General features: G+C 39.7%; 27 protein-coding genes. 15 read left to right on the top strand and 12 right to left on the bottom strand.

Annotated features, from left to right (window positions below):
- The first annotated feature begins 53 nt into the window (after positions 1 to 53).
- Positions 54 to 659: a DUF4230 domain-containing protein gene (locus tag ACOKFG_RS00285; protein WP_298791781.1), complete on the top strand. Its 606-nt coding sequence runs from the start codon at positions 54 to 56 to the stop codon at positions 657 to 659.
- 53 nt (positions 660 to 712) lie between these two features.
- On the top strand, positions 713 to 2,395 hold the full coding sequence (locus ACOKFG_RS00280) for a M1 family aminopeptidase (RefSeq protein WP_422861651.1): 1,683 nt from the start codon (positions 713 to 715) through the stop codon (positions 2,393 to 2,395).
- Here the strand turns inward: ACOKFG_RS00280 and ACOKFG_RS00275 are convergent.
- Positions 2,385 to 4,148, bottom strand: coding sequence for an aromatic amino acid hydroxylase (locus tag ACOKFG_RS00275; protein WP_422861650.1), 1,764 nt, complete (start codon positions 4,146 to 4,148; stop codon positions 2,385 to 2,387). The two genes, ACOKFG_RS00280 and ACOKFG_RS00275, sit on opposite strands and share 11 nt — an antisense overlap.
- Positions 4,149 to 4,332: 184 nt before the next feature.
- Between ACOKFG_RS00275 and ACOKFG_RS00270 the strand changes: the two genes are divergently transcribed.
- Positions 4,333 to 4,800: an Lrp/AsnC family transcriptional regulator gene (locus ACOKFG_RS00270; protein WP_299487746.1), complete on the top strand. Its 468-nt coding sequence runs from the start codon at positions 4,333 to 4,335 to the stop codon at positions 4,798 to 4,800.
- 99 nt (positions 4,801 to 4,899) lie between these two features.
- Here ACOKFG_RS00270 and ACOKFG_RS00265 read toward each other — a convergent pair whose 3' ends face one another.
- The gene (locus ACOKFG_RS00265; RefSeq protein WP_298791772.1) at positions 4,900 to 5,484 is read right to left on the bottom strand and encodes a DUF4136 domain-containing protein; all 585 of its coding nucleotides are present in this window, start codon (positions 5,482 to 5,484) and stop codon (positions 4,900 to 4,902) included.
- A 64-nt stretch (positions 5,485 to 5,548) separates the two neighbouring features.
- On the bottom strand, positions 5,549 to 5,710 hold the full coding sequence (locus ACOKFG_RS00260; protein ID WP_298793529.1) for a DUF5522 domain-containing protein: 162 nt from the start codon (positions 5,708 to 5,710) through the stop codon (positions 5,549 to 5,551).
- Between the two features lie 159 nt (positions 5,711 to 5,869).
- Between ACOKFG_RS00260 and ACOKFG_RS00255 the strand changes: the two genes are divergently transcribed.
- The 4 genes from ACOKFG_RS00255 to hemL are packed head-to-tail and all read left to right on the top strand — an operon-like array spanning position 5,870 to position 9,236.
- Positions 5,870 to 6,199, top strand: coding sequence for a hypothetical protein (locus ACOKFG_RS00255; RefSeq protein ID WP_298791770.1), 330 nt, complete (start codon positions 5,870 to 5,872; stop codon positions 6,197 to 6,199).
- Between the two features lie 9 nt (positions 6,200 to 6,208).
- Complete coding sequence (locus tag ACOKFG_RS00250) at positions 6,209 to 7,114, top strand: 1-aminocyclopropane-1-carboxylate deaminase/D-cysteine desulfhydrase (RefSeq protein WP_422861649.1); 906 nt, start codon at positions 6,209 to 6,211, stop codon at positions 7,112 to 7,114.
- Positions 7,111 to 7,962 carry a glucosaminidase domain-containing protein gene (locus ACOKFG_RS00245; RefSeq protein ID WP_422861648.1) on the top strand — a complete coding sequence of 284 codons (852 nt, stop codon included), beginning with the start codon at positions 7,111 to 7,113 and terminating at the stop codon, positions 7,960 to 7,962. Before ACOKFG_RS00250 ends, ACOKFG_RS00245 begins: the two co-directional genes overlap by 4 nt.
- Entirely contained in the window at positions 7,959 to 9,236 is a 1,278-nt protein-coding gene (hemL, locus tag ACOKFG_RS00240) for a glutamate-1-semialdehyde 2,1-aminomutase (RefSeq protein ID WP_422861647.1), read from the top strand. The genes ACOKFG_RS00245 and hemL overlap by 4 nt, the downstream gene beginning before the upstream one ends.
- 18 nt (positions 9,237 to 9,254) lie before the next feature.
- Here hemL and ACOKFG_RS00235 read toward each other — a convergent pair whose 3' ends face one another.
- On the bottom strand, positions 9,255 to 10,415 hold the full coding sequence (locus tag ACOKFG_RS00235) for an MFS transporter (RefSeq protein ID WP_422861646.1): 1,161 nt from the start codon (positions 10,413 to 10,415) through the stop codon (positions 9,255 to 9,257).
- A gap of 82 nt (positions 10,416 to 10,497) precedes the next feature.
- Positions 10,498 to 11,229, bottom strand: coding sequence for a hypothetical protein (locus ACOKFG_RS00230; RefSeq protein ID WP_299487752.1), 732 nt, complete (start codon positions 11,227 to 11,229; stop codon positions 10,498 to 10,500).
- A gap of 216 nt (positions 11,230 to 11,445) precedes the next feature.
- Here ACOKFG_RS00230 and ACOKFG_RS00225 point away from each other — a divergent pair, with 216 nt between their 5' ends.
- From ACOKFG_RS00225 to ACOKFG_RS00215, 3 genes are all read left to right on the top strand, one after another.
- Entirely contained in the window at positions 11,446 to 12,000 is a 555-nt protein-coding gene (locus ACOKFG_RS00225) for a TetR/AcrR family transcriptional regulator (protein ID WP_299487754.1), read from the top strand.
- A 67-nt stretch (positions 12,001 to 12,067) separates the two neighbouring features.
- Positions 12,068 to 13,033 (top strand): alpha/beta fold hydrolase, encoded by a 966-nt coding sequence (locus ACOKFG_RS00220; protein WP_299487756.1) that lies wholly within the window; start codon positions 12,068 to 12,070, stop codon positions 13,031 to 13,033.
- 99 nt (positions 13,034 to 13,132) lie between these two features.
- Entirely contained in the window at positions 13,133 to 13,555 is a 423-nt protein-coding gene (locus ACOKFG_RS00215) for a nuclear transport factor 2 family protein (protein ID WP_298791754.1), read from the top strand.
- A gap of 74 nt (positions 13,556 to 13,629) precedes the next feature.
- On the opposite strand, the gene ACOKFG_RS00210 is transcribed toward ACOKFG_RS00215, so the two are convergent.
- Genes ACOKFG_RS00210 through ACOKFG_RS00200 form a run of 3 tightly spaced genes read right to left on the bottom strand, consistent with a single transcriptional unit; the run spans position 13,630 to position 16,823 of the window.
- Entirely contained in the window at positions 13,630 to 14,073 is a 444-nt protein-coding gene (locus tag ACOKFG_RS00210; RefSeq protein WP_298791752.1) for a DoxX family membrane protein, read from the bottom strand.
- 1 nt (position 14,074) lies between these two features.
- Positions 14,075 to 14,704 (bottom strand): HmuY family protein, encoded by a 630-nt coding sequence (locus tag ACOKFG_RS00205; protein ID WP_298791750.1) that lies wholly within the window; start codon positions 14,702 to 14,704, stop codon positions 14,075 to 14,077.
- Positions 14,705 to 14,717: 13 nt separating this feature from the next.
- A complete protein-coding gene (locus ACOKFG_RS00200) occupies positions 14,718 to 16,823 on the bottom strand; it encodes a TonB-dependent receptor plug domain-containing protein (RefSeq protein WP_422861645.1) in 2,106 nt (701 codons plus the stop codon).
- 98 nt (positions 16,824 to 16,921) lie between these two features.
- On the opposite strand from ACOKFG_RS00200, the gene ACOKFG_RS00195 reads away from it, so the two are divergent.
- Positions 16,922 to 17,830, top strand: coding sequence for a DUF6607 family protein (locus ACOKFG_RS00195; protein WP_298791746.1), 909 nt, complete (start codon positions 16,922 to 16,924; stop codon positions 17,828 to 17,830).
- 128 nt (positions 17,831 to 17,958) lie between these two features.
- Positions 17,959 to 18,816: a helix-turn-helix domain-containing protein gene (locus ACOKFG_RS00190; RefSeq protein WP_299170215.1), complete on the top strand. Its 858-nt coding sequence runs from the start codon at positions 17,959 to 17,961 to the stop codon at positions 18,814 to 18,816.
- A 9-nt stretch (positions 18,817 to 18,825) separates the two neighbouring features.
- On the opposite strand, the gene ACOKFG_RS00185 is transcribed toward ACOKFG_RS00190, so the two are convergent.
- A complete protein-coding gene (locus ACOKFG_RS00185) occupies positions 18,826 to 19,878 on the bottom strand; it encodes an adenylate/guanylate cyclase domain-containing protein (protein ID WP_422861644.1) in 1,053 nt (350 codons plus the stop codon).
- A 101-nt stretch (positions 19,879 to 19,979) separates the two neighbouring features.
- Here ACOKFG_RS00185 and ACOKFG_RS00180 point away from each other — a divergent pair, with 101 nt between their 5' ends.
- From ACOKFG_RS00180 to ACOKFG_RS00170, 3 genes are read left to right on the top strand one after another with little or no spacing between them, the layout of a single operon-like run.
- Positions 19,980 to 20,384 (top strand): DUF5367 family protein, encoded by a 405-nt coding sequence (locus ACOKFG_RS00180; RefSeq protein WP_299170211.1) that lies wholly within the window; start codon positions 19,980 to 19,982, stop codon positions 20,382 to 20,384.
- A gap of 27 nt (positions 20,385 to 20,411) precedes the next feature.
- Positions 20,412 to 20,891, top strand: a complete 480-nt coding sequence (locus tag ACOKFG_RS00175; RefSeq protein ID WP_299170209.1) for a DUF1772 domain-containing protein — start codon at positions 20,412 to 20,414, stop codon at positions 20,889 to 20,891.
- Between the two features lie 27 nt (positions 20,892 to 20,918).
- Positions 20,919 to 21,755 (top strand): SDR family oxidoreductase, encoded by an 837-nt coding sequence (locus ACOKFG_RS00170; RefSeq protein ID WP_422861643.1) that lies wholly within the window; start codon positions 20,919 to 20,921, stop codon positions 21,753 to 21,755.
- A gap of 47 nt (positions 21,756 to 21,802) precedes the next feature.
- Here ACOKFG_RS00170 and ACOKFG_RS00165 read toward each other — a convergent pair whose 3' ends face one another.
- From ACOKFG_RS00165 to ACOKFG_RS00155, 3 genes are all read right to left on the bottom strand, one after another.
- The gene (locus ACOKFG_RS00165) at positions 21,803 to 22,528 is read right to left on the bottom strand and encodes a DUF3307 domain-containing protein (protein WP_422861642.1); all 726 of its coding nucleotides are present in this window, start codon (positions 22,526 to 22,528) and stop codon (positions 21,803 to 21,805) included.
- A complete protein-coding gene (locus tag ACOKFG_RS00160; protein ID WP_422861641.1) occupies positions 22,525 to 23,133 on the bottom strand; it encodes a transcriptional regulator in 609 nt (202 codons plus the stop codon). The genes ACOKFG_RS00165 and ACOKFG_RS00160 overlap by 4 nt, the downstream gene beginning before the upstream one ends.
- Positions 23,134 to 23,264: 131 nt before the next feature.
- The gene (locus ACOKFG_RS00155) at positions 23,265 to 24,080 is read right to left on the bottom strand and encodes an SH3 domain-containing protein (RefSeq protein ID WP_299487772.1); all 816 of its coding nucleotides are present in this window, start codon (positions 24,078 to 24,080) and stop codon (positions 23,265 to 23,267) included.
- Between the last annotated feature and the right edge of the window lie 56 nt (positions 24,081 to 24,136).

Raw genomic sequence — 24,136 nt, 5'->3', positions numbered from 1 at the left:
AGTAAAAAGGTCTATTTGGAATCTCGTATATTTCCAAAGTTAAATTTTCAGCCATGAAAAAAGTGCTTGCTGGTGCGATAATTGCCTTGTCCTCTGTGTTGATTTACAAATCATGCGCAGACCATCAAGAGCAAAAGTCCTTGCTTAAAGAAAGTTCATTGTTGATCCAACAGGAACTAAAAAATGTTTCCAAGCTTATTGTGACCGAGGGACATTTTGTGGAAGTTTATAATTATGCGGATTCAAAGGAATTGTTTGGGTCGATTTTAACCGCAGACAAAAAAGCTCTGGTTGTTGTGAATGCTGAAGCAACCATTGCATATGATTTGAGCAAGATCGATTATGAATTGGATGAGGCCGAAAAAGTGATTAGAATCTCCTCGATTCCAGAACCAGAGATAAAGATCAATCCCGATTTTGAATATTACGATGTCTCTGCAGATTACTTTAATCCCTTTAATGCAGAAGATTATAATGCTATCAAAGAAAATGTATCCGCCTCGCTTCGGAAGAAAGTGGAGGCATCTTCTTTAAAATCCAATGCAGAGAATAGATTATTAAGTGAACTTTCGCGAATTTATGTATTATCGAATTCCATGGGCTGGAGACTTCAATTTAATGGACAGCAGGTTTCGGAGGTTTCAAACTTTTTGGACTAATACTGGATGTAACATTATTCTTTTTTTTCAGTCTTACAAAAAACCAAAAACGAATGATCAGGTCTTGTTTTTTAATTTTTGTTGTTGTCCTTGGAGCAGTTTCTTGTTCCCAAAGACAATCCAACCATATTCAATATCAAATTACATCTATAGAAGAGGATACCATTGCTCAACTTCAAGTGACAATGTCATTTTTGCCATCCAAAGATGGAGTAACCGTGCTAGAATACCCGGATAATGCATGGGGCCAAGAAGATCTCCATAACGCGATTAAAAGCATGGAAATCAAGGATGTTCAGGGGGAAATTGAAGCAAACAGGGACAGCGGTTGGATTACTTTGAAACATCCAAAGAATTTAAAGGAATTGAAGTTTCAGTATGTGTTGCAACAAGATTTTTCAGGTCCGATAACTTCTAGAAAAACATACAGACCTATAATTCAACCAGAGTATTTCCACACTTTTTCACACAATCTGTTTATGGTGCCCCAAACAGTAGGCGATACATTGGATGTCGACCTGACTTGGGGTGGGTTGAGTGCAGATGAGGTAGTACATAATAGTTTTGGGAGTAATAAAAAAGAGCAACAAGTATCAGCCATAACCAAGATAAAATTTCTTGAATCTATTTTCGTTGGTGGGGATTTTACAATTGATGAAATAACCATAAACGGGAATAGTGTTTTTTTAGCCACTCGAGGGGATTGGGTTCCTTTTTCTGTTGATGAGATTAAAGGGTTGCTCAAAGAGACAATGGAAAATCAACGTAATTTTTGGGAGGACCATTCACAAGAATATTTTACGGTTACCATGCAGCCTATTTTTCAATCCAATGGCAGTAGTTACCAAGGAACCGGATTGACCAATTCGTTTGCTACCTCATTCTCAAACAACGAGTTTATGGAAATTGGACAAATGGTTCATTTATTCAATCATGAACTAATGCACAATTGGATTGGTGGGGTGATAAAAAATAAAAATGAAGAGGAGCAGTATTGGTTCAGTGAAGGGTTTACCGAATATTATACCTATAAAAATGTAGCCAGAAACCAAATCAATGGTTTGGATGGAAGTTATTTGATCAAATCCATAAACGACCTTGTTAAAAACCTGTATTCACTTTCAATAAAGGAAGCTCCAAATTCTGAGATGAACTACGAGAATTTTTGGTCCAACCCTGAATATCAAAAACTGCCCTACTACAGAGGTGCGCTAGTGGCTTTTTATTTGGATTATTCCATAATGAACGAGTCCAAGGGGGAACGTAGTTTGGATAATTTGATGAAGGATATATTGAAATCAGCTCAAGAAGATGATCAAAAACTCGACCACGCTTTTTTCTTGGAGATGCTAAAAATCTATCTTCCTGAGGATTCAGAGGAGATTTTCGAAACCTATATAGAAAATGGTACGTTGTTGCCTTTGGCGGAGTTTTACGAAGCCATGGGGTTTAGGTATACTTCAGAAATCAATGTTTTTGATCTCGGATTTCAATTTACGGAGGACCGAAGAGGAATTCTTTCGGTAGCGCCAGGAAGCGAGGCCGATAAAACCGGACTTCGACCAGGGGATAAGATAATTTCCCAGAGCATATGGTTTGGTAATACCGAATACCCAGCGGAAATAGGAGTTGATAGAAATGGAAAACAGTTGAATTTCTCGTTTAAGCCAGTTAGGGCTGAAAATGTAGCCAACTTGGTTAATTCTATAGAAAACATTGAGAAGCTTAAGCTTTAACCTCCGGTATTTCGATTAGCGCTATACCATCATCAATCAGGTGCCCAACCTTTGGATTGTTTTGCTTTACGACCTCTAAATGTGCCATGATTTCTTTTTGAAAGCCTATGTCATTACTTTTTTTGGCCAGTTCATAAAGTTCAACAGATAGCAACCAATCTTCAGGATGGTTTACTTGAAGTTCCTTAAAAACTTTGTTTCGAGAAGTGGTAGTATTTGTACCTTCTCTAAAGTCGCGAATTTGTTTGTAATACAGTTCCAATTGCTCGTTTGCTGTATTTTTCTCCGGTTCTGTAGTTGCCTTGCTAAGCTCATGGGAAATGAGGTCAAAGCTGTTCAAGTCGGCCGGACCGTTAAAAGCTGATACGACTTCTTGCCCCACTGCCATATGGTAGAGTCCCCATTCGGGCAAAAACAAAATGGTTCCATCGTGGGTCACTTTACAATCTTTGAAAGTGATCAATACAATTTTTCCTTGTAAATTTCGAGTTCCAGTGATAATTGTGCCTTCAACCATCACTCCGCCTTCAAATTCCAGCGAAATTTGTTCGCCCTCATAAATTTTATAGGCCTTAAGATCTCGAGGTCCCATGTCCTCTATGGCCAAGTTGATGCCTTTTAGTTTTCCAACCGGAGACCCAAACCCTTCTGGGTGATGTGAAGTGCTGTGTCCAACCAATTCTTTTTCCCGATAGGCCAAAGCCGTTGGCCCAACAGTTCTAATATAAATGGGCTTGCCTTCATGTTCGATAATCGAATTGAATTGTCCAGATATTTGCAATCCTGTGCTAAGTTCTATGCTTCCCAAAGCCCTGGAATCGACTAATTTTTGCAATCCGGAGAGCCCTCCTTTGCGCAATGCCATAGTATTTGCAAAATCTTCCAATACTTGACTCAAATGAGCAAAGTTCGGAGTGACAAAAAGCTGGGGTTGAGGTTTTGTAATGTCAAAAGCTTTTTGAGCAGTTTCTATAGTGTATGGTAACTTGGTAACATCATCCTGCATGCACCATTTACTCTCCCCAATTGAGGAAAGGAGACCGGCTCCGTAAATTTTTGGATTTTCAACTGAGCCAATTAGACCATATTCCACCGTCCACCAATGTAAGTTTCTGATAAGGGCCATTTCGCTGGGTTCCCCCATATTTTCCTGTAAGTGCTCAATGTGCTTTTCAGCCTCATCAATTTCTTTTTGAGGAGTTCCTTTAGCCTCTTTTATAATGGAAAGATGTCGCACTGCTTCATAAAGCTCGTAGTCTTTGGCACTGGAAATCGCTTTGCTCCCTATTTCACCAAAGCGCCTGAGGTATTCTGCATATTCGGGACTCGCAATGATAGGAGCGTGACCAGCTCCTTCGTGAATGATATCAGGGGCAGGTGTATATTCGATATTTTCCAATTGCCGTATATCTGAAGCGATGACCAGAACATTATAAGCTTGAAATTCCATAAAGGCAGAAGGCGGGATAAAACCATCAACAGCCACCGCCGCCCATCCGATTTCCTTCAAAATACGGTTCATCCCATACATATTGGGAATATGGTCTATCGAAATCCCTGTTTGTTCTAAACCTTCGACATAAGACTTATGGGCAACCTTGCTTAAATAGTCTACATTTTTACGCATGACATAACGCCAAACCGCTTGATCAATAGCCGAGTAGTCCTCATAATTCTGAGGTTTGATAAATTGCTTTAGATGTGCAGGCAATTTATCCAGAATCGGATTGCTTTGGTATGCCTTTTCTGTCATTGGAATTAGGGGTGAGTAATATTAAACCGTCAAGTTCAAGTATACTTTCTTCCTGTGAAGGTACATCTTTTAGAAAAAATATAGCAATAAAATTATCATTCTAGGAAAAATCACTTTTAAATAGGATAGTTATGGTAAATTTCTCTAAATTCACAAGAGTTTAAATAGGAAAACAGGAAAAAGTATGCAGGCACAATTGGATAACATCGACAGGGAGATTTTAAAAATCTTGGAAAAAGATGCCAAAACCGTTGCAAAAAACATTGCGGAACAACTCGGCCTGACCAAAACCCCGGTGTATGAGCGAATCAAAAGATTGGAGAATGAAGGCTTTATAAAAAACTACGCTGCCATCATCAATAAGGAAAAAGTGGAGAGCAGTATTACTGTTTTCAGTTTTGTTTCTTTAGAAGCCCAAAAAGGACATTTGATGGATGATTTTTTGAATCAAGTAAACCAATTTTCTGAAGTTACAGAATGCTTTGTTGTAGGTGGAGAGTTTGATTTCCTTATGAAGGTCATCGTGAAAAACCTGGATGCCTATTATGAGTTTGCGAAGACAAAAATTGCTCCTTTGCCAAATATAGGAGCGGTCAAAAGTGCGTTTGTTTTAAATGAAGTGAAGAATGAAAATACCTTTCCACTGTTGTAGGGCACAAAAAAAGAACGAAGAACCCACTTCACTTTTCCAACTTCGATGAACACCTTCAATTCAGCTACTTTGGATTCTTCGCTCTGTTTAAAATACTATTTAGTTAGCAGCTACTGCAGTAGAGGTTGGAGGATATTCCTTAAGAATATGCGATACAAACTCACGGATGCGCTCCTCCTTCTTTTCTATATTCTTGGTGTTGTTTAAGGTTCCTACACCACGGCCTTGCCATACCAATTCCTTCTTTTTGGCGTCAATTACATCAATATATAAAGAACCTTCGGTACGAGTGCTTACATTGGGCCCGGCATTCCAGCCCCATCCCCATCCTGGTCCCCATGCCCAAGGATTGTAGAAGCCTCCCCAACCCCAGCCTCCGCCAAAGTTATTGTTGTAAACATCAACACGCTCACGTTCTTTGGTGAAAATGCTGACCAGAACATCAGGTTGTTGTGATTTGACAAAACCTCTAGAGCTCATTTCATTTTCTATGGCTCTAAGAATACGCTTTTTATCTAAATCAGAAATTTGCGCCTTATCTATACCGGTCTTATAAAAGGCATAAGATTTATACGTTTGAAAATCAGTTTTTTTATCGTAATCGGAAACTACCCTGACAGAGCTGCAGGAAGCCAAAAAAACAACTGCAAGAGCAGCTAGGGAAAACAGTTTTAAATTTTTCATAGTAATCTTTTTTGAGTTCATTGAAATCACTAAAAGAAGTCACAAATATTATGCCGAAGATGGCCTAAAGCCTTGAGTTGGTTTTTTTATCATATCCGTAGGGACAATGGCGGCACCCACTCTCACAACAATACCCTCTTTTAAGATGATATTGCGCTGTAAATACCTTATAACCTTCCTCCGAAAGGTAAAAATCACCTTCCTCTAAGGGAATATATTCCTTCATACAAATCGAAACCAGCATAAAATTACGGTATTCCGATGAAAAGCACCCAAAACCCAAATGTTAAGTAGTTCACCGAGATTGTTAATGTTATTATCGGATCATTCGAATTTTCTGCTACCTTGAAGGTTATCTTTGTAGGAAACCTATTATAGATAAAGCATGATATTGGTTTTTAAACATTTCTTCTATAAAAACTATGTTGGCCTTTCCCTATGGCCATTTATCTTTCTAAAAGAGGATACCCTTAAAAATGATGAAGTGCTCATTAACCATGAACGCATCCATCTAAAACAACAACGCGAATTGTTGATTATTCCATTTTATATCCTGTATATGGGAGAATGGTTATTGCGGACCCTCATGTATTTGGATAGTTACAGAGCCTATCAAAACATTAGTTTTGAGCGCGAGGCTTATGCCAATGAGGATGATAAAGAGTATCTTGCACGTAGAAAGTCCTTCGGATTTTTGGACTATTTGACGCGTTAATCAAACCACTTGCTTGTTTCTAATCAGAAAATAGATTTACCTATTCTCGAAGAAAAAGGGGTGACCCTTTGCCTCAAAAGAGAAGATACTATTCACCCACACATTTCTGGGAACAAATACCGAAAACTCAAATACAACTTACTCGAAGCGCAAAAGTTGGGTCATAATACCTTGCTCACCTTTGGGGGTGCCTTTTCAAATCATATTGTGGCAACAGCTTATGCTGGAAAAGAAAAAGGTTTTAAAACCATTGGTGTTATTCGGGGGGAAGAATTAAAGGATAATTGGCACGATAATCCTACCCTGAACCTTGCGCATGAACATGGAATGGAGTTCCAATTTGTTTCTCGAAGTGATTATCGAAGGAAAAACGACAAGATATTTTTAGAAGGACTGCAAAATGTGGTTGGAAAATGCTACATAGTTCCTGAAGGAGGAACCAATGCGTTTGCGGTAAAAGGTTGCATGGAAATCTTGATGGAAACGGATTCAAATTTTGATTTTATCTGCAGTGCCGTGGGAACTGGAGGGACTATTCTAGGGCTAATCAATTCGGCAAAACCACATCAAACTATTTGGGGGTTTCCGGCCCTTAAAGGAGATTTCTTAACTGAAGATATCCGTAAATTTGCTCGAAACGACAATTGGGAACTCGTTTCCGATTACCATTTTGGAGGTTATGCCAAGGTCGATGCAGATTTGATTCATTTCATCAACACTTTTAGAAAAGAAACTGGGATTCCTTTAGATCCAATTTATACTGGAAAAATGGTTTTTGGTATTTTTGACTTGATAAAAAAAGATGCCTTTAAAAAAGGAACCCAAATTTTGGCCATCCATACTGGAGGGCTGCAAGGTATAAAAGGTATGAACCTTGCATTGAAGAAAAGAAATTTACCGTTGTTGGACGTATGATCAGGAGATTAGGATATGTTTTGTTGCTCGTTGCACTAGTTTCGAGTTGTAAATCCAAAAAAAGGACGGTGGCTAGTCAGCCCAAACCCGTTGTCGAAGTAAAAAAAGACCGAAACCCCAATTCGGGACTTCCTAAAGATGGACCCAAAGATTCTGAATTGTATCCACTTCCTGTAAACCCAGGGCGTTTCGTGAAGTTTCCTATTGCCAATACCCAAGAATACATAGAAACCTTTGCTGAAATGGCCAAGTATGAGATGCGTGCCTTTGGCATTCCTGCCAGCATTACGTTGGCGCAGGGCATTTTGGAAAGTGGTTCGGGCAAAGGAGAACTCACCCGAAAAACCAATAATCATTTTGGGATAAAATGTCACACAGGATGGGATGGAGAATTCGATTTTCATGATGATGATGCTAAAGGAGAGTGCTTCCGAAAGTACAACCACCCCATGTATTCGTTCAGAGATCACAGTATTTTCTTGTCGTCGCGATCACGATATAAGTTTCTGTTTAATTACCGAAGGAATGATTATAAAAAATGGGCCTATGGTTTACGTCAAGCTGGCTATGCTACGGACCGTAAATATCCCCAAAAGTTAATCGCTCTGATTGAAAGGTACAACCTGGACCAATATGATGAAGAAGTGGTCCGTGGTGGATTGGAAACCGTTCGTGCTCCTAAAAAATATGAAGTATTTACCCATGTAGTTGAACAAGGAGAAACCTTATATGCTATTTCCCGGAAATATGCCATTTCGGTGGATGAAATCAAACAAATCAATAACCTAAACAATAACACTATTTCCATTGGGCAAGTGCTCAATATCCGGAAAGAAAAATCCAAATGATCTACCAAAGAAGCAGCGCCTTGTTCGCCGAGGCTAAAAAGTATATTCCCGGAGGGGTAAATTCCCCTGTGCGGGCGTTCAAAGCCGTAGGAGGTGACCCTATTTTTGTCAAAGAAGCCAAAGGAGCGTATTTATATGATGAGGATGGTAACCAACTCATCGATTACATTGCTTCCTGGGGGCCACTAATTTTGGGGCACGCACACGAACCTGTAATCAATGCGGTAGTGGAGAAGGCCAAAAAGGGGACATCCTTTGGAATGCCTACTGAGATTGAAACTGAACTGGCCCAATTGGCTGTTTCCATGGTACCGAATATCGACAAGATTCGTTTTGTAAATAGTGGTACCGAAGCCTGTATGAGTGCGGTGCGATTAGCCCGTGGATATACAGGGAAAGATAAGATCATCAAATTTGCAGGATGCTACCACGGTCATTCGGATTCATTTTTGATTCAAGCTGGGAGTGGCGCAGTAACCTTTGGAAGTCCTAATAGTCCTGGAGTGACCCAAGGAACTGCAAAAGACACCCTACTAGCGAATTACAACGACCTGGAAAGTGTAAAAGCTTTGGTGGAAGCCAACAAAGGTGAGATTGCAGCCTTGATTCTGGAACCTGTTGCTGGAAATATGGGTTGTATCATCCCAACGGATGAATTTATTCAAGGTTTACGGGATGTCTGCACCCAGGAAAACATTCTTTTGTTATTTGATGAGGTGATGACCGGATTCCGTTTGGGTAAAGGAGGCGCACAAGAAGCTTTGGGCATTGATGCGGATATTGTCATGTTTGGAAAAGTAATTGGAGGGGGACTTCCTGTAGGGGCCTTTGCTGCAAGAGCTGAAATCATGGCGCATTTAGCACCAGAAGGACCGGTATACCAAGCGGGGACCTTGAGTGGAAATCCTTTGGCCATGAGTGCAGGACTTGCCATGCTCACGGAATTAAACAACAACCCTGAGGTGTTTGCTAGTTTGGCTCAAAAAACGGAATACTTACACAAAGGTATTGCTGAAGTATTGACTGAAAAGGGGGTAACACATCAAATCAATCGCTATGGAAGCATGATTTCGGTTCATTTTTGCGATGAACCTGTGGTAGACTTTGCTTCTTCAGCCAATGGGAATAATGATACCTTTAAAAAATACTTCCACGGAATGTTGGAGCAGGGGGTTTATTTACCACCATCAGCATTTGAAAGCTATTTTTTGAATGATGCACTAAGCTATACTGATTTGGATAAGACCATCGAGGCCGTTAAAACAATTTTCTAATCGGTACCTAAGTAGATTTTATTTTCTTCGCAAACTCAATAACCCGAAAAGAGGACCAATGGCTAATATCATAAACAGATATTGGTACGGAATGTAGGTTTGAAGAGCTCCAATTACCTGAAGACTTACAATGGTAATGGCAAAACCTATACAGTTCACAATGGTCAATGCTGTACCTTTTATTTCTACGGGTGCATTTTGTGCCACCAGGGTAGAGAACAATGGTGAATCCATTATCACTACCATCCCCCAAAACAAAAGGAATAAAATAAAAACGGGTAGGGAAGCATAAAGAAGTGCCAAAGGAGAAATCAAACAACAGATTCCTGACAAGAATATGGCCGTAGTTGCCGTTGTTTTGACACCTTTGCGAAGTGATATGTATCCGCCAATCACGCATGCCAATCCGCCTATGGCTATAATCCAAAACGACCAAAACGAAACCCGAAATAGGTTAATTCCGTGTAATTCCATATAAATAGCTATCAGAACTGGTACAAAGGCCCAAAAGGTATAGAGCTCCCACATATGTCCAAAGTATCCGAAGGCCGCAGCTCTAAAATCCTTCTTTTTGAAAATGGAAAAACAAGCGGTCAGGTTTAAGTTCTGACTCGGTTTGCGAAAAGGACCATCAGGAACTAAAGCAACCATAAGGAATCCGCCTAAGATCGCAAGGGAAGAAGTAGCATAAATCACATATTGCCAGGGAAAAACGGCGGAGGCCCATTTTAAAAAATGAGGTAACGCAGTACCAATCACCAAGGCGCCAACTAAATACCCCAAAGACTTTCCTAAACCTTTATCAAAATAATCAGCAGCTATTTTCATCCCTACGGGATAGATGCCGGCCAAAAAGAACCCAGTAAAAAAACGGGAAAGAAATATATGTGTGGTCCCAGCGCCACCCCAAACCAAGGCTAAATTACTTAACGCCCCCAAAATGGCACACCATAAAAATACTTTGGAAGGTGAAAAACGATCTGTTAATGTAAGCATGGCAAAGAGCAAAGTGCCTATGATAAACCCAAATTGCACTGCTGCTGTGATATTGCCCAAACTTGTACCTACTTCAAGCGTTGCGATAAGGCTTGTAAGTACCCCATTTCCTGCAAACCAAAGTGATGTGCACAAAAACTGCGCAATTACAATGGTGGATAGAATATGTTTGGGAGGTTTCACCTTTTAAATTAAAATCCGAAAAATAGTTATTTCAGGAAGAGGGGGAAACTATACCTCGAAAATAAACTTAAAATAGGTTCCTTTAATCCTTAATTACAGCTCGCAAAAAAGCTTCCACTGCTGGAGAACGACCTAGAGGTTCCAAAAAGCAGGTATAAATATTTACTAGCACAGCCAAATAAGTGGCTGGGTGTTTTAGTTTTTTATATTTCCAAGCGGCCAAAATGACCATTCCAATAATCAGGGCTTGTGTAAAATAGACTGGGGTCATGATATTGATGACAGGCCATTCTTCAAGGTGGATTAAAACATAAACGTTTTGAATTCCTCGTCCCAAAGCGGGCATCATAATCAAAAACACCGTAGTAATTAACCACCAGGCGTGGTCCTCTAGGCTTTTTCGTTTTACAATGCTCATGATGACTGCATAACCAAAGGCCAAGATCATAACAATTTCTACGGCTGCAACACCAATAAAGAACCATGGCTCAAAAGGCCCAAAATTATCTCTAAATTGAGCAGAATCGTTGGCATTGGTAATGTCTCTGAATAGCATACTAAAAGCTGTGATACAGACACCACCAGCCAAAAACATACCGATGATACCATTGGTTCTGTGTTTTTCCAATTGACCGTGGGTAGAATAATATGGTTGTATAATCAAGTAGAGATACCAAATGGTGCCTGTCCAATAATGCACGTGTACAGCCCAGCCATTTTGGGTAAAATCCCCCCAATAGTCCCTGAAAATACCGAATTGCATAAAGATCATGGGAATGATCATCCATTTGTACAGACTTTTGTAATGATTCATTGCGCTATTTTTTGCGGTTAGAAAATTGCGTGGCTAATCCTTGCATGAAGGAAATGCACCTAACACTTTATAAAAAAATAGGGGGAGTTTGTTGATTACAAGATAGTTAAAATTATTATGAGCCTTTTGTTTGGCAGAAGTAATTTAAAAATAATTGTTAAAATTTTACCGAACGTTTGGTAAAATTGAAATTCTTTTTACATTTGCCCCATGAGAATGGCAAAAGTATCAGATCAGGAAATTTTAAACGGATTGATGTCCGTGTTTCGTTCCAAGGGATATGATGGGGCCAGCTTAAATGAGTTGGCGGAAGCAACAGGGCTTAAAAAAGCCAGTTTGTATCATCGCTTTCCTGGAGGGAAAAAGGAAATGACCACTGCCGTGCTCGACTTTATGGAATCCTGGATCGATGAAAAGGTCTATAAAGTATTATCGGATGACCAAGTTGCTCCAGCCAAACGTTTGGAGGAGGCTTTGACCAATATCAATATTGTCTATAACGAAGGGCGGGAGGTATGTTTGTATCGTTCACTTTCCATGGACACAGGAATGACACTTTTTGGTGAAAAGATTGAGAAGGGAATTAACCAATGGTTGGATTCATTCAATGCTTTGGGTCAAGCTGTTGGACATAGCGAAACGGTTGGTTTGGATATGGCAAAGCAAAGTTTTGTGGAGGTGCAGGGAAGTTTGGTCCTTTCCAAAGCAATGGGCAGTATAGAACCGTTTCAGCAAGCCATGCACCACATTAGAAAACGATATATAGTATAAAAAAATTTGAACATTAAAATTACCGAACGTTCGGTAAAAAATATAACAACAATTAAATTTTAAAACAATGAAAACTAGAAAAACAATTGTAACACTATTTACTTTGGCGTTGGTATTCGCCTCGAACCTTAACGGACAAAATAAAAGAAAGTCCGAAGCACAACAAGATTATCCAACTACCTACCACACCGCAAAGATTTCGGGATTGGATATTTTTTATCGGGAGGCAGGTCCTAAAGATGCCCCCACGCTACTTTTATTGCATGGCTACCCCACTTCATCACATATGTTCCGAAACTTAATGAAGGATTTATCCCAAGACTATCATTTGATTGCACCGGATTATCCTGGTTACGGTCGTAGCTCACAACCGCCAATGGCCGAGTTTGAATATTCGTTCGACAATTTTGCAGACATTATTGATGATCTTTTGGTACAACTTAAGGTGGATCGCTATAGCCTCTACTTGATGGATTATGGTGCACCGGTAGGGTATAGAATCTTTGAAAAACACCCGGAAAGGGTAGAGGCATTTATTGTTCAGAATGGGAATGCGTATAAGGAAGGTTTGACAGACTTTTGGAACCCACTACGTAAACTTTGGGCCAATAATTCCCAAGCTAATAAGGAGCCTTTACAGGCTTTCCATCAAATTGAAGGGTTAAAGTGGCAATATCTACATGGAGTACAAGATAGCACCAAAGTAAGTCCAGATAACTGGAATCACGATTTGCAACACTTGACCAGACCTGAGAATAATGAGATTCAGTTGGCCATGTTCTATGATTACCGCACTAATGTGGATAAGTATCCTGGATGGCAAAAGTTGTTTCGCGAACATCAGATACCAACTTTGATTGTCTGGGGAAAGAACGATTACATTTTCCCTCCTTCTGGAGCGCATCCATATAAGAAGGATTTAAATAATGTGGAATTTCATTTGTTGAATACAGGTCATTTCGCATTGGAAGAAAAGGGAGATGAAATAGCAAACTATATCGACAATTTCCTGAAGAAGAACAAAATTCAATAATTAGGTTCGCTGCCCGTAGCATTGTTTTTTCATGATGCTGCGGGTAGTGTTTTTAACTTTTTCACGACTCAATCCAAATCACAAACAATCATAAACATCATGGGAAAAGACGAAATAAAATTGCCGGTACCTCCCTTTACTTTAGAGACGGCCAGACAGAAAATTCAAATGGCTGAAGATGCTTGGAACAGCCAAGACCCTGTTAAAGTATCCAAGGCGTATACGGTGGATAGTGAGTGGCGAAATCGCTCACAATTTGTTAATGGAAGGAAGGAAATTCAGTCGTTTTTGGAAGACAAATGGCAAAACGAGTTGAATTACAAATTGAAAAAGGAATATTGGGCCCATGGAGATGACCGCATTGCCGTACGATTTGAGTATGAATACCAAACTGCAAACGGCGACTGGTTTCGTGCCTATGGTAATGAGAACTGGGAATTTGATGCCAAAGGCTTGATGAAAAAACGGTATGCGAGTATCAACGATGTTACCATTGCAGAAGGAGAGCGAAAGCTGAAATGAAGAATGGGAATAGAAGACGGGGCCTTGGCCCCGTCTTTAACAAAAACAAACAAAAACAAACTAACTCAACCAGATCAAATCGGTTTGATCCAAAGCAAGTGTTTCCATTTTTTATGTTCTTTCAGCACCAAAATTATATTGATGGCAAAAAGCCCCCCGGTTTGTAATAGCTCTCCCATTTCATCAGCTTCAAGAAAAACATGAAACAAAAAGATGTGCAGGGTAATGGGCAGTAAGAATACTGCTCCAACAAAGCCGGTTCCTTGCAATAGTATAAGCAACCCAAAGAGCAGTTCTGCTATTCCTAAAACCTGCCAAAAGTATCCTGTCTGTTTCGCACCACTGATATACAAAATCTTCTGAAGAGTACTTTCCTTTTCAGGAGATTTGAATTTTTCTGCCTTTTCCAATACTTCAACGGGTGAAGGAATGGGTTTTTGGAATTTTTGGATTCCACCATAGACCATCATGCCACCCAAAATGAGTCTAAGGATAATAAATAAAATATTTGCTTTCATCTTATTGAGTCAAAGTGGTTTCACCTGCATTCGGGTTGTACACATAATTGAAGGTATAGAAGCGCGAAGCATCGGTATTCGGGTCAGGGTTGGCGGGCGCATCTTCATAATAACTCAAGAACTCCACCTTGGCATATTTTCCATCATGTGTGCGGATTACGAACACTTTCCCAGGAATTGCAGATACGATATTGGTCATAAAATTATAGTTGTACCATCCATTGTCGCTTCCTGAGGGAATGGCAAATGCACCATCAGCATCTTGAGTAAAAGTGAGTCCGTCGGCATCTGTAATACTGGCAAAAGTTCCGGACTGAACTGAAGCTCCTCCATTTCCACTTCGACTTGGCTCTTCGGCAGTTCCCGTCACTACGCCTCCATTTACAGCCACGGTTGTTCCTCTAAAAGCAAGGTCCCATTCAGTTTCACTTGTGGTTACTTGTCCAGTAGCAAAATTGAATTTGGTAAAAACTCCTCCCACCGGCTGACCTTGGCCTCCAGTTTGGGGTGCGGCAATGTTGGACGCCGTTTTGCTTTCGACAGGAACGAGATTTGGACCATCATCATCACTGCAGCTTGCAAAAGCGATCAATACGAACAAAAGGCTAAAAAGTTTAAAATTGGTTTTCATAAGTATGTATATATTAAAATTGAATATTGAGTTTTGTGAACAGTTGAATTCCAGGATTGATGAGCAATTGACTATCCTGGGCAGCCAATGGATTACTTCCCTTGAAGTTCAAAAGGTTATTGGCGCCCAGTTGCAATTGATAATGTTTTAAAAATGTTTTCCCAATGGTAAGGTTTACAAGCGCATAACCATCCACAAAGGAGTTGTCGAAATCATCCAATAACCCATTGCCATTGCGGTCGGTAAGGCCAAACCTACCTCGATAAGTGATTCTTAGATTGGCGTTGGCTTTCCATCTTGGGATTTCATAAAAGGTTTTAAAATTCAAGGTGTGTCTTGAACGATTTTCCAATCCGATGTAGTCTGATTTTTCAAGCTGAATGGTCGCTAAAGTTTCAGGATCTCGAGCAAAGACTTCCCCATTGGAAATGTCATCCAATTTGTCTTTGTCATACGCAAACAGTAGTTGGTATCCCACAGAAAAACTAAGTAGGTTAGATGGGCTGTACTTCATATCGATTTCCAAACCTTGTGTATAAACACTTTCCCTATTGATATAGCCAAATACATTTTGACCATTGGTCTTGGCGGCTAGGATTCTTGTATCAATTAGATTTTTAAAGTCGTTTCTAAAAAAATTGAGGTCAGCGGTTAGCTTTCCTTTTTTATATGTAAACCCAAGATTGTAACCAATGGAGCTTTCGGCGTCCAATTGTTCTCCCAATTCCGAATCGTTTACCTGAAGGGTTGCTATTTCTCGGTTGTTTTGGAGTCGTTCTATTCCCGCAGCTTCAACTTCCTTTCCAAAAACGGAATATCCGCCCCCCGCTGCATTGGTAAAGTCAAGATAGAGCTGTCTAAAGTCAGGGGCTTTGAAACCGCTTCCGACGGAAGCTTTAATAGCTAGGTTTTCGGAGAGTTGATAACGAGCGGAAATTTTAGGACTCAATTGTGAGTTATACTCGCTATGGTTATCGAAACGTGCACCTGCAATTATATTAAGCTTTTCCCATGGTTTAAAATCATATTGGGCGAACACATATTGCGAATCAAAGGATACTGTTTCGGCAAAAAGAGAGCGATCTAAACTTTCAAAATTATATCCGCCACCTAAGGAAATGATATTGCCCTCTTTGATTATATGGTTAAACCGAATTTCGGGCCTAAAGAGTTTCTGGTCGAAGTCGTTTTCGATGAGTAGTTCGTTATCTATTGGATCAACAGCACGTTCATTTGTGACATAGTTGGTATAATAGAATTCATATTGTAGGTTGGTTTTTTTTGAAGCATCATGGTTGATCCTTAGTTGTAAGTTGGTGTCCTTTTCTTCACTAGTACTTGGCGAAACATCGAATTCTTGAAAGAAATGTCGTCCTGATGCATAAACATCCAAAGTTTCTGAAAAATCATAGAACACACGTCCGTTGAAAGTGTAATTGAAAAAAGGATTGACTGTGTTACCTTCTTGATTTGGGGACAGGTCGTACCCGTCAGAGCTCAATCGATCAGCAAAAAATGAATAGCCAAGCTTGTTCAGTCTTTGATTTAAGCTGAAGTTGGTATTTTGATTGTTAAAGGAGGCAACACGATGGGATATTTGTCCCGCTACTTTTTCTGAAACTGGCTTTTCGGTGATAATGTTGATAACTCCCCCCAAGGCCTCTGAGCCAAAAAGACTGGAAGAAGGTCCTTTAACCACTTCAATTTGTTTGATGTTGCCAACGGCAAAACGGCTAAGGTCCAAGTTTCCTGAGCTGCGCCCTACCACAGGAACACCATCGATAAGTACAAGGATATAATCGGAGGCAATACCTTGGATTTGTACCCCCTCACCACCACCAATGGTGGCATCTGGAGTCATGATAATTCCGGTCTGCTCGTTCAGTATTTCATTCAAACGTGTAACACCAGTCTGTTCCAATTGCTTTTTGGGAATCAAAGTCACAGGTAGAGGTAGGGAGGATAACTGTCTGATAGTGCGCGTTGCGGTAACTACAACTTCGTCAAGGTTTTCAACTAAAATGGAATCTTTTTGAATGCTCGGTCTTTCTTGGGCTTTAACACCAATGGTAATTAGGAGGAAAAAAATAAATGGAATATTATTTTTATTTAGACTCATTCTATTTTAGATTTGCAGCAAATATATATTTATTTTAATTCAATCTAAATAAGAATAACATTAAATTTTTAATTTTAATTCCAAAAAGCAACACTGAAATGAAACACACAACACTTTTCACCGTATTGAGCCTAGCATTGGTCTTTAGCGTTAATGCGCAGAGTAAGAAGAAGCAAGATCAAAATGCCATTAAGAGCATGTGCGGCTGTTATGAGGTAGGCTTCAACTTTGCCGAAACCTTCGAATATTCCGACGATGAAAACTATGAGCCTTCCAAAGTAAAACATGACAAGGCATTGGAATGGGTACAGTTGGTATCTGAAAATAAGGACAAGATTGCCATGCAGCACCTTCTAATTGTTGGTAAACCGGATTCACCTCGAGTAATTAAACACTGGAGGCAGGATTGGTTATTTGAGAATACGGATATGTACACCTATAATGCGGATAATATTTGGACTTACGCTGCACTTTCAAAGGAGGATGTAAAAGGCCAATGGACTCAAAAAGTATATCAGGTCGATGATAGTCCACGATATGAAGGGTCTGCTACATGGATGCATGAAAATGGTTCAAGTTATTGGGAAAATGCCACCGACGCTCCCCTACCGAGAAGGGAATATACCAAAAGAAGTGATTACAATGTAACACTAAGAAACAATAGACATGTGGTTAACAATGAAGGATGGGTTCATGATCAGGACAATAAAAAGATTATAAGAAAAGAAGACACTGCTGATGTGATTTTAGCGGAAGAAAAGGGATACAATACCTATAAAAAAGTGGATGACAGCCGATGTGTGGCTGCTCAAAACTGGTGGAAAGAACATGGGGCAACTTGGGCCAAGGTTCGAACGAAATGGGATAATGTCTTTGCGCAAAAACAAGATTTAAAACTGAACACTAAAGTTGAAGGAAAACCACTTTATGCGCACCTTTTTTCAGAAGATTTTGAAGGTTCTGAGGAAAATATTGCTAAGACTATCGATGCTTTTATTTTGAAGTAATGTAGCGGTTGGTTAGTTTGGTTGAAGGCCACCCTTAGGGGTGGTTTTTTTATGTTTGATGATTTTATGGAATGGGGGTTGAGAATTGCCCCAAAATTGGGTAATTTTAAGATGCACACGGGAAATGTATGACTCGGGATATTTTGGACATTAACGATTTCACCATTTTGGTCGAAGTAGCGGATTCAGATAAGGTTATTACGGATTCATGCTATTTTGATGAACCGGTAATCGCCGTTGCCCTATATGGGTCGGGCGATGTGCACTTGTCCATGAAATATGGTGCCAAACAAAATGATTATGAGCATACCAAGGGCCTTGCCTTATCCTTTTATGCGGATGAGAAAGTGGAATGCGTCCATACAGTTTCTGCAAACAAACCATTACAGTGCATTGTAATCGCCACATCACCTAAGAATTTACAAAAGTTGCCCAACAACGAAGGAGAACTTTTCTCAGAATTATTGGAAAAACTGGTACAGCCTTCTGATCATTATGTGGAAGGTCCTCGATTTTTCATGACTCCTGAAATGGAAAATATTGTTGATGGAATCTTTAAAAACACCTATGAAGGTAAAGCAAAAATGATGTTCTTTCGCAGTCAGATTACGGCTTTGCTATCCCATTTTTTCTGGCAGTTATCTACTTTGGAGGAGGGAGGTATCAAAAACAGTGAGCGGGAAAAACTGTATGAAGCCAAAGAAATTCTTTTGAGCAATTTGGATACTCCCCCCTCACTAACTGAACTTTCAAGACGGATTGGATTAAACACCTTCAAACTCAAAAAAGACTTTAAGGAACTTTTTGGTGTTCCGGTCTTCAAATACCTTCAGAATGAACGAATGACCAAGGCACATGAACTTATCCGTAGTCAAGAAGCCACTGTTCAAGAAGCGGCTTGGCATGTGGGTTATGATAGTTTGAGTTCTTTTTCCAATGCCTTTGCCAAGAAATTCGGATTCAGACCAAGCGAAATCAGAAGATAGGCGATTTACCTAGTTTTGAGTGGCGGAAAAAATAGCCACTGCTTCTTTTTTCCCCTTAAGGGGAACACTTCCCATGGCTTTGAATTTATAGTTTGGTGAATCTAATTGCTGCTTTAATTTTTCAGAAAGTAAGAGGTCACTTTTTAATGCATTACACTGCCCTTGAATTCGAGCTGCCGTATTGATGGTATCCCCATGGTAAGCAATTTCTTTTTTGTATTTACCAACCTCTGTAACCGTCACAATCCCTGCATGTACACCAGCTTTAAAAAAAGGAAGACAATCGTACCGTTTTTCATAATATGCTCTTTTTCTCTCTAATCGCTGTTTAAAATTATAGAAAGTCTTGAGTAAGTTTTGGCTTTGGATGCCCTCTTCTAGTGGCCAGGTTAACACGGCCTCATCACCAACGTACTGATATATTTCTGCATCGCTGGAGATGGCAATACCTAGATCGTTAAAACAGTCCTGAACCAATTTACTGTAAGTTACATGCCCCAATCTTTCCGCCAACGCTGTACTGTCTTGAAGATCTAAAAACATAAAAATCCTCGACTCTTCCCGAGGAGTGTAAAATCTTCCCAAAAGTAATTTCATCAAATTCCCTTCGCCTAACATTAGGTTGACTTGCCTTAAAACGGCCAAAAACAAATCTACCGAGAGCATATAAAAATATATGGCTCCACTGCCGCGATCAAATGCAAAGTCGAGTATCCCCAATGATGTGCCAAATAACAATTGATAGACACTATAGGCGGTAAAAACCATTAATACTAGAAAAAGGATGGTATACAGAAACCGTATAAGCAACAGTCTTTGTATGGACATGAACTTATAGATACGCTCTTCGACCAAGATTTGAGCCGTACCTGATATTAAACCCAATATGGGACCAAGGATAACGGAAATCACCAAGTTATCAGGAAAATTGAATTGAAGTTCTCCCAACTCCTGTGTTCCCACACCTCTTACAATACTTAGAAAAATACAGGCCAAGGTCCAACCTAAAATATAAAATCGGAGTATGCGCCACCTACGTTTGTTTTTTAATGCTACAGCCATAGGTTCAAAGTTATCCTTTTCGAACAAATCTTACTTCTTTTCGAACAACTTCTCCGCAATAGGCTTTTCTAGTTTTGCCTTGTAATTAAAAACGAACAGTCATGAAAACATTTAGAGCAATCGGAATTGGAATATTGATTTGGATATTCGGTGTAAGTGCATATAGTCTATCCTTTTACCTCCCACTAATGGATGATAGGGAACAACAGGCCAATGCTATCTTATTCGCGGTTGTCATACCCTTGGTTTGGACAGGGTCTTGGTTGTATTATAGGAAAGGAGATTGCAACACCCATGGATGGAAACTTGCCCAAACACTGTTTCTTGCAAGTGCCACTCTTGACGCCTTGATCACCGTGCCCTTTCTGATTATACCCAACGGAGGGAGTTACTATACATTTTTTACAGACTTGGGCTTTTGGTTGATTGCCATGGAATTTATGCTTGTTGCAATGTTCTACTGGTATGTGAAGGTCCGATTGAAACTAAATGGAACACACAAATAATCTCAGCTATCAATAATGGAAATCACAATGAGCAATCTTACACTTTTCGCGGTTACACTATGCTTTGGCTTGGTTGCAGGACTTTGCTTTACATGGGGAAACGCAGTTACCCCTGGTATTGGACAATTGGATGATCTAAGTTATCTACAGGCGTTTCAAAAAATGAATCGGAGTATCGAAAACCCTTTGTTCTTTGCCGTTTTTATTGGGTCCTTTTTTATAGGTGTGGTGGCAATATTTACCAACAAAGGGATTTCTACAACGCATTTTTGGTTAATCGTAACCGCTGTGGGCATCTACTTCTTGGGAATTATACTAACAACCATTATGGGCAATGTACCACTAAACCAAGTTTTGGATAAGACCGATTTATTGCAAAGCAGCGGAGCCGAATTAAAGATGCTTCGGGAGAGGTTTGAAAACCCATGGAATCGATTTCATACGATTAGAATGGTCGCTTCTACGGTCGCATTTGCATTAATGATTATTGCAGGAATTAATAAATAAAAATAAATATCAAAAACACAAACAATTATGAAACAGAACATTTTAGTAATCGGAGGAACTGGAAAAACAGGACGCAGGATCGTTCAAAGATTAGAAAGCCAAGGCCATAGCGTACGCGTTGGTTCAAGAAGTGCAAGTCCAGCTTTTGACTGGGATGATATGGCAACTTGGGAAACCGCCTTGGCGGGAATGGAGAAAGTGTATATTACTTTTCAACCTGATTTAGCGGTGCCCGGAGCTTTGGAGGCAATTGAAGGATTGGTCAAGGAAGCAAAACGCCAAGACGTGCAAAAGGTTGTATTGCTTTCGGGAAAAGGAGAGCGAGAGGCAGAGCTATGTGAACAAGTTGTTATCAACAGTGGATTGGATTATACCATTGTAAGGGCAAGTTGGTTCAATCAAAATTTTAGTGAAAGTTTCTTTCTGGAACCGATTCAAGCTGGTTTTGTGGCCTTGCCCCAGGCGGATGCAAAAGTACCTTATGTTGATGTGAATGATATCGCTGATGTGGCAGTCGAAGCTTTGTTGAATGACGAGCACAATGGAAATATTTACGAATTGACAGGTTCACGATTTTTAACTTTTAAGGAAGTAATCTCTGAAATTGCTGAAGCAACAAACAGAAAGATTGCCTTTACGCCTATTGGATTATCAGCTTATACCCAAATGTTGAAGGAACATGGCGTGCCTGGAGATTACGTGTGGTTGATCAACTACCTTTTCACAGAGGTTTTGGGTAATGAAGCGAACCAAGTTATCACCAAGGATATTGAAAAAGTATTGGGAAGAAAAGCCATCGACTTTTCTGACTATATAAAGGAAACTGCTGCAACCGGTATTTGGAACCAACCTGTTGAAGTTTGATATTAAGCTTTATGGATTAACTGAGCAGACCTTTTAGGTCTGCTTTTTTATTGTACTATTTCGGACAAATGATTGTATAACATTCCAGCCAAAATAGCCAGGCCGAAACTTAAAAGCGTGCCGATTAAGACATATTCCGTAAGCTTTCGGTTTTTTCCTTTATTAAGGTCACCAAACCGAAACACAGATTTGGCCGTGATCAATAACCCAATGGCTGCCCATTGATTCAAGAGAATAAATCCAAAAACGAATAAGCGTTCCAGCATCCCAATATATTTGCCTGCATTTTTTAGAGAACCTCCTTCTGTTGTATCATCTTTGATTACTTCTGCAAAATAGGGAGCTAACAACATTCGCATAATAATCCCTGAAACATAGGTTACAAAGGCTAAGAAGGTCAGAAATAACAGACTTTTTTCTCCAAAGAGTGTTGGTAGATCAATTTCAAACGGAGTAACCCAATAAACGATTATAAATAGTACTCCTAGGTGCAATAGTTGATCTAGTGCAAAGAGCCATCTGTAATTTTTTTCATTGGTGAAGGCAAGCTTTCCTAGATCAATTAGGTAATGGGAAACAATGATTATGGCAATAATACCCAACTGTTGAAATTGCAATAGAAGAAGTAGAGCCAGCAGATGCACACCAATGTGCCAATAGAGGTATTTGGATTTCCATCTTTTCTCCAATTTATCTTCCACCCAATGCGCAGGTTGAAATACAAAATCACCTAGAAAATGGGCTAAGATCAGTTTTAGAGCAAATAATATCATAGTGTTTTGAGTTGGGTTGTATAAAATTGAATCATTTTTTTGACTTCATCAAATCCGGCGCGTATCAACGCTTCGCTAATGTTACTTTGTGATTTTTCCAATAGTGCAGCCAATTCTTTTTGATTCGCCTTTGGGTGTTCCAGTGCGGTCTTCACGATCCTTGAGGTGGCAGGCAACCAATTGTCCATTGATAAAGAGGCAAGTTGTAGCATAAGGTTGATTTGGGTATTGAATATTTCGGAATCGGATTTTATGGCCAAAGTCTGTTTTTTCAAGTTCTCAAAGCACTCCCCAGAAAATACAAAGGCGGAACCGTTGGACTCAGTAATTTTTTCAGAGCTATAGTCTTTTTCACCTAAACCTATTCCCATGCGTACATCGATGCCTTTACTTTGTTTTAGATAGGCCTTAATATGAATGGCCGCTTCCAAAGCGTTTTCTGGAGGTATTTCTATTTGAAAACTATCTCCTCGATAGATTTCCCACTGTTGAGGTTCCTTTCCGTAGGCGTTAAGCACCTTCTTCAGATTGGGCAACCAGGCCTCCGGGCTATCCTTTCGAGAATTGATGATATCACCAGTAATTATTGCTGTTGTTACAAACATGAAACAAATATCGGTAAAATAACCGATAATTGCAAATATCGGTAAAATAGGAGATAATAAATAAAATCGGCTAAATGACCGATAATTGAAAATGTAAGTCCTTCTACCAATAGATAGAAGGACGTACTTTATTAATTTGGCACTTTTTGATTATAATCCGGAACCAACTTACCATCAACCCAACTTAATTGTCGAGTTTCTACGAAAGTCTTGGTCCAAAGAGAAGACTCATCAAGGTTTTCACCCTGTTCTTTTTTGAAGAAAATTTTCCCAGGAATACCTCCATGGTCATCCGGGAATATAAAACGTTCTAATCTATAGAATGCTCCAGCATCAGAAAGTTCAGAAAGTTCAGCAACCTTGGTAAGCCCATTAGAGTGGGCAAAAAGATAGATGCCACCAGCCTCAACGGCACATGACTCAGCGATATAGTCCACGTATAAAATCCCATCAAGATTGGGAATGCCCCTATTGCCAATGGTATGGAGGGTGACATTGGTATGGGACAATGGAATCTTTTGTTCGACATATTTCCCGCCGACAACATTTCTAATGTTTAGAAAATCGCGATTGCCTTCCTTGGAGAAAGTGAAAAAATAGTCCATTGCGTTCAGGTTTTTCTTTTCGATGGATAATAATCCACCAAGTATATAACCCGTTACATCATCGTACTTTACTTTGTAAAAAGGAGAATCGTAACCATTATAAGGCCAAGAAAATTCAGTCTTCTCGATAATTTGGACCCATTCCCCAATTTTTAGGAATTCCAATACCTCGGATTCCATTTTTGGGGCACTACGAAGTTTTACATTATTACCAAAAACATAGACCTGTTCGCCAGGTTCAAAAACACTCCCATCCCAATTTGTAAGATCTTCATCTTGGGCTGGGCAAAAGAATATAGTTAATAGAGTGGTTAGGGCCGAAATCACATAGTTTACTTTCATTTTAAATCAATTTAAGGATTAAGACAGCCCTTATGGGTGTTATAATATATACGCCT

It is taken from the genome of Flagellimonas rhodophyticola, from assembly GCF_049332665.1.
Classification (GTDB): Bacteria; Bacteroidota; Bacteroidia; order Flavobacteriales; family Flavobacteriaceae; genus Flagellimonas.
This window is presented reverse-complemented; position numbering and strand designations above follow the sequence as displayed.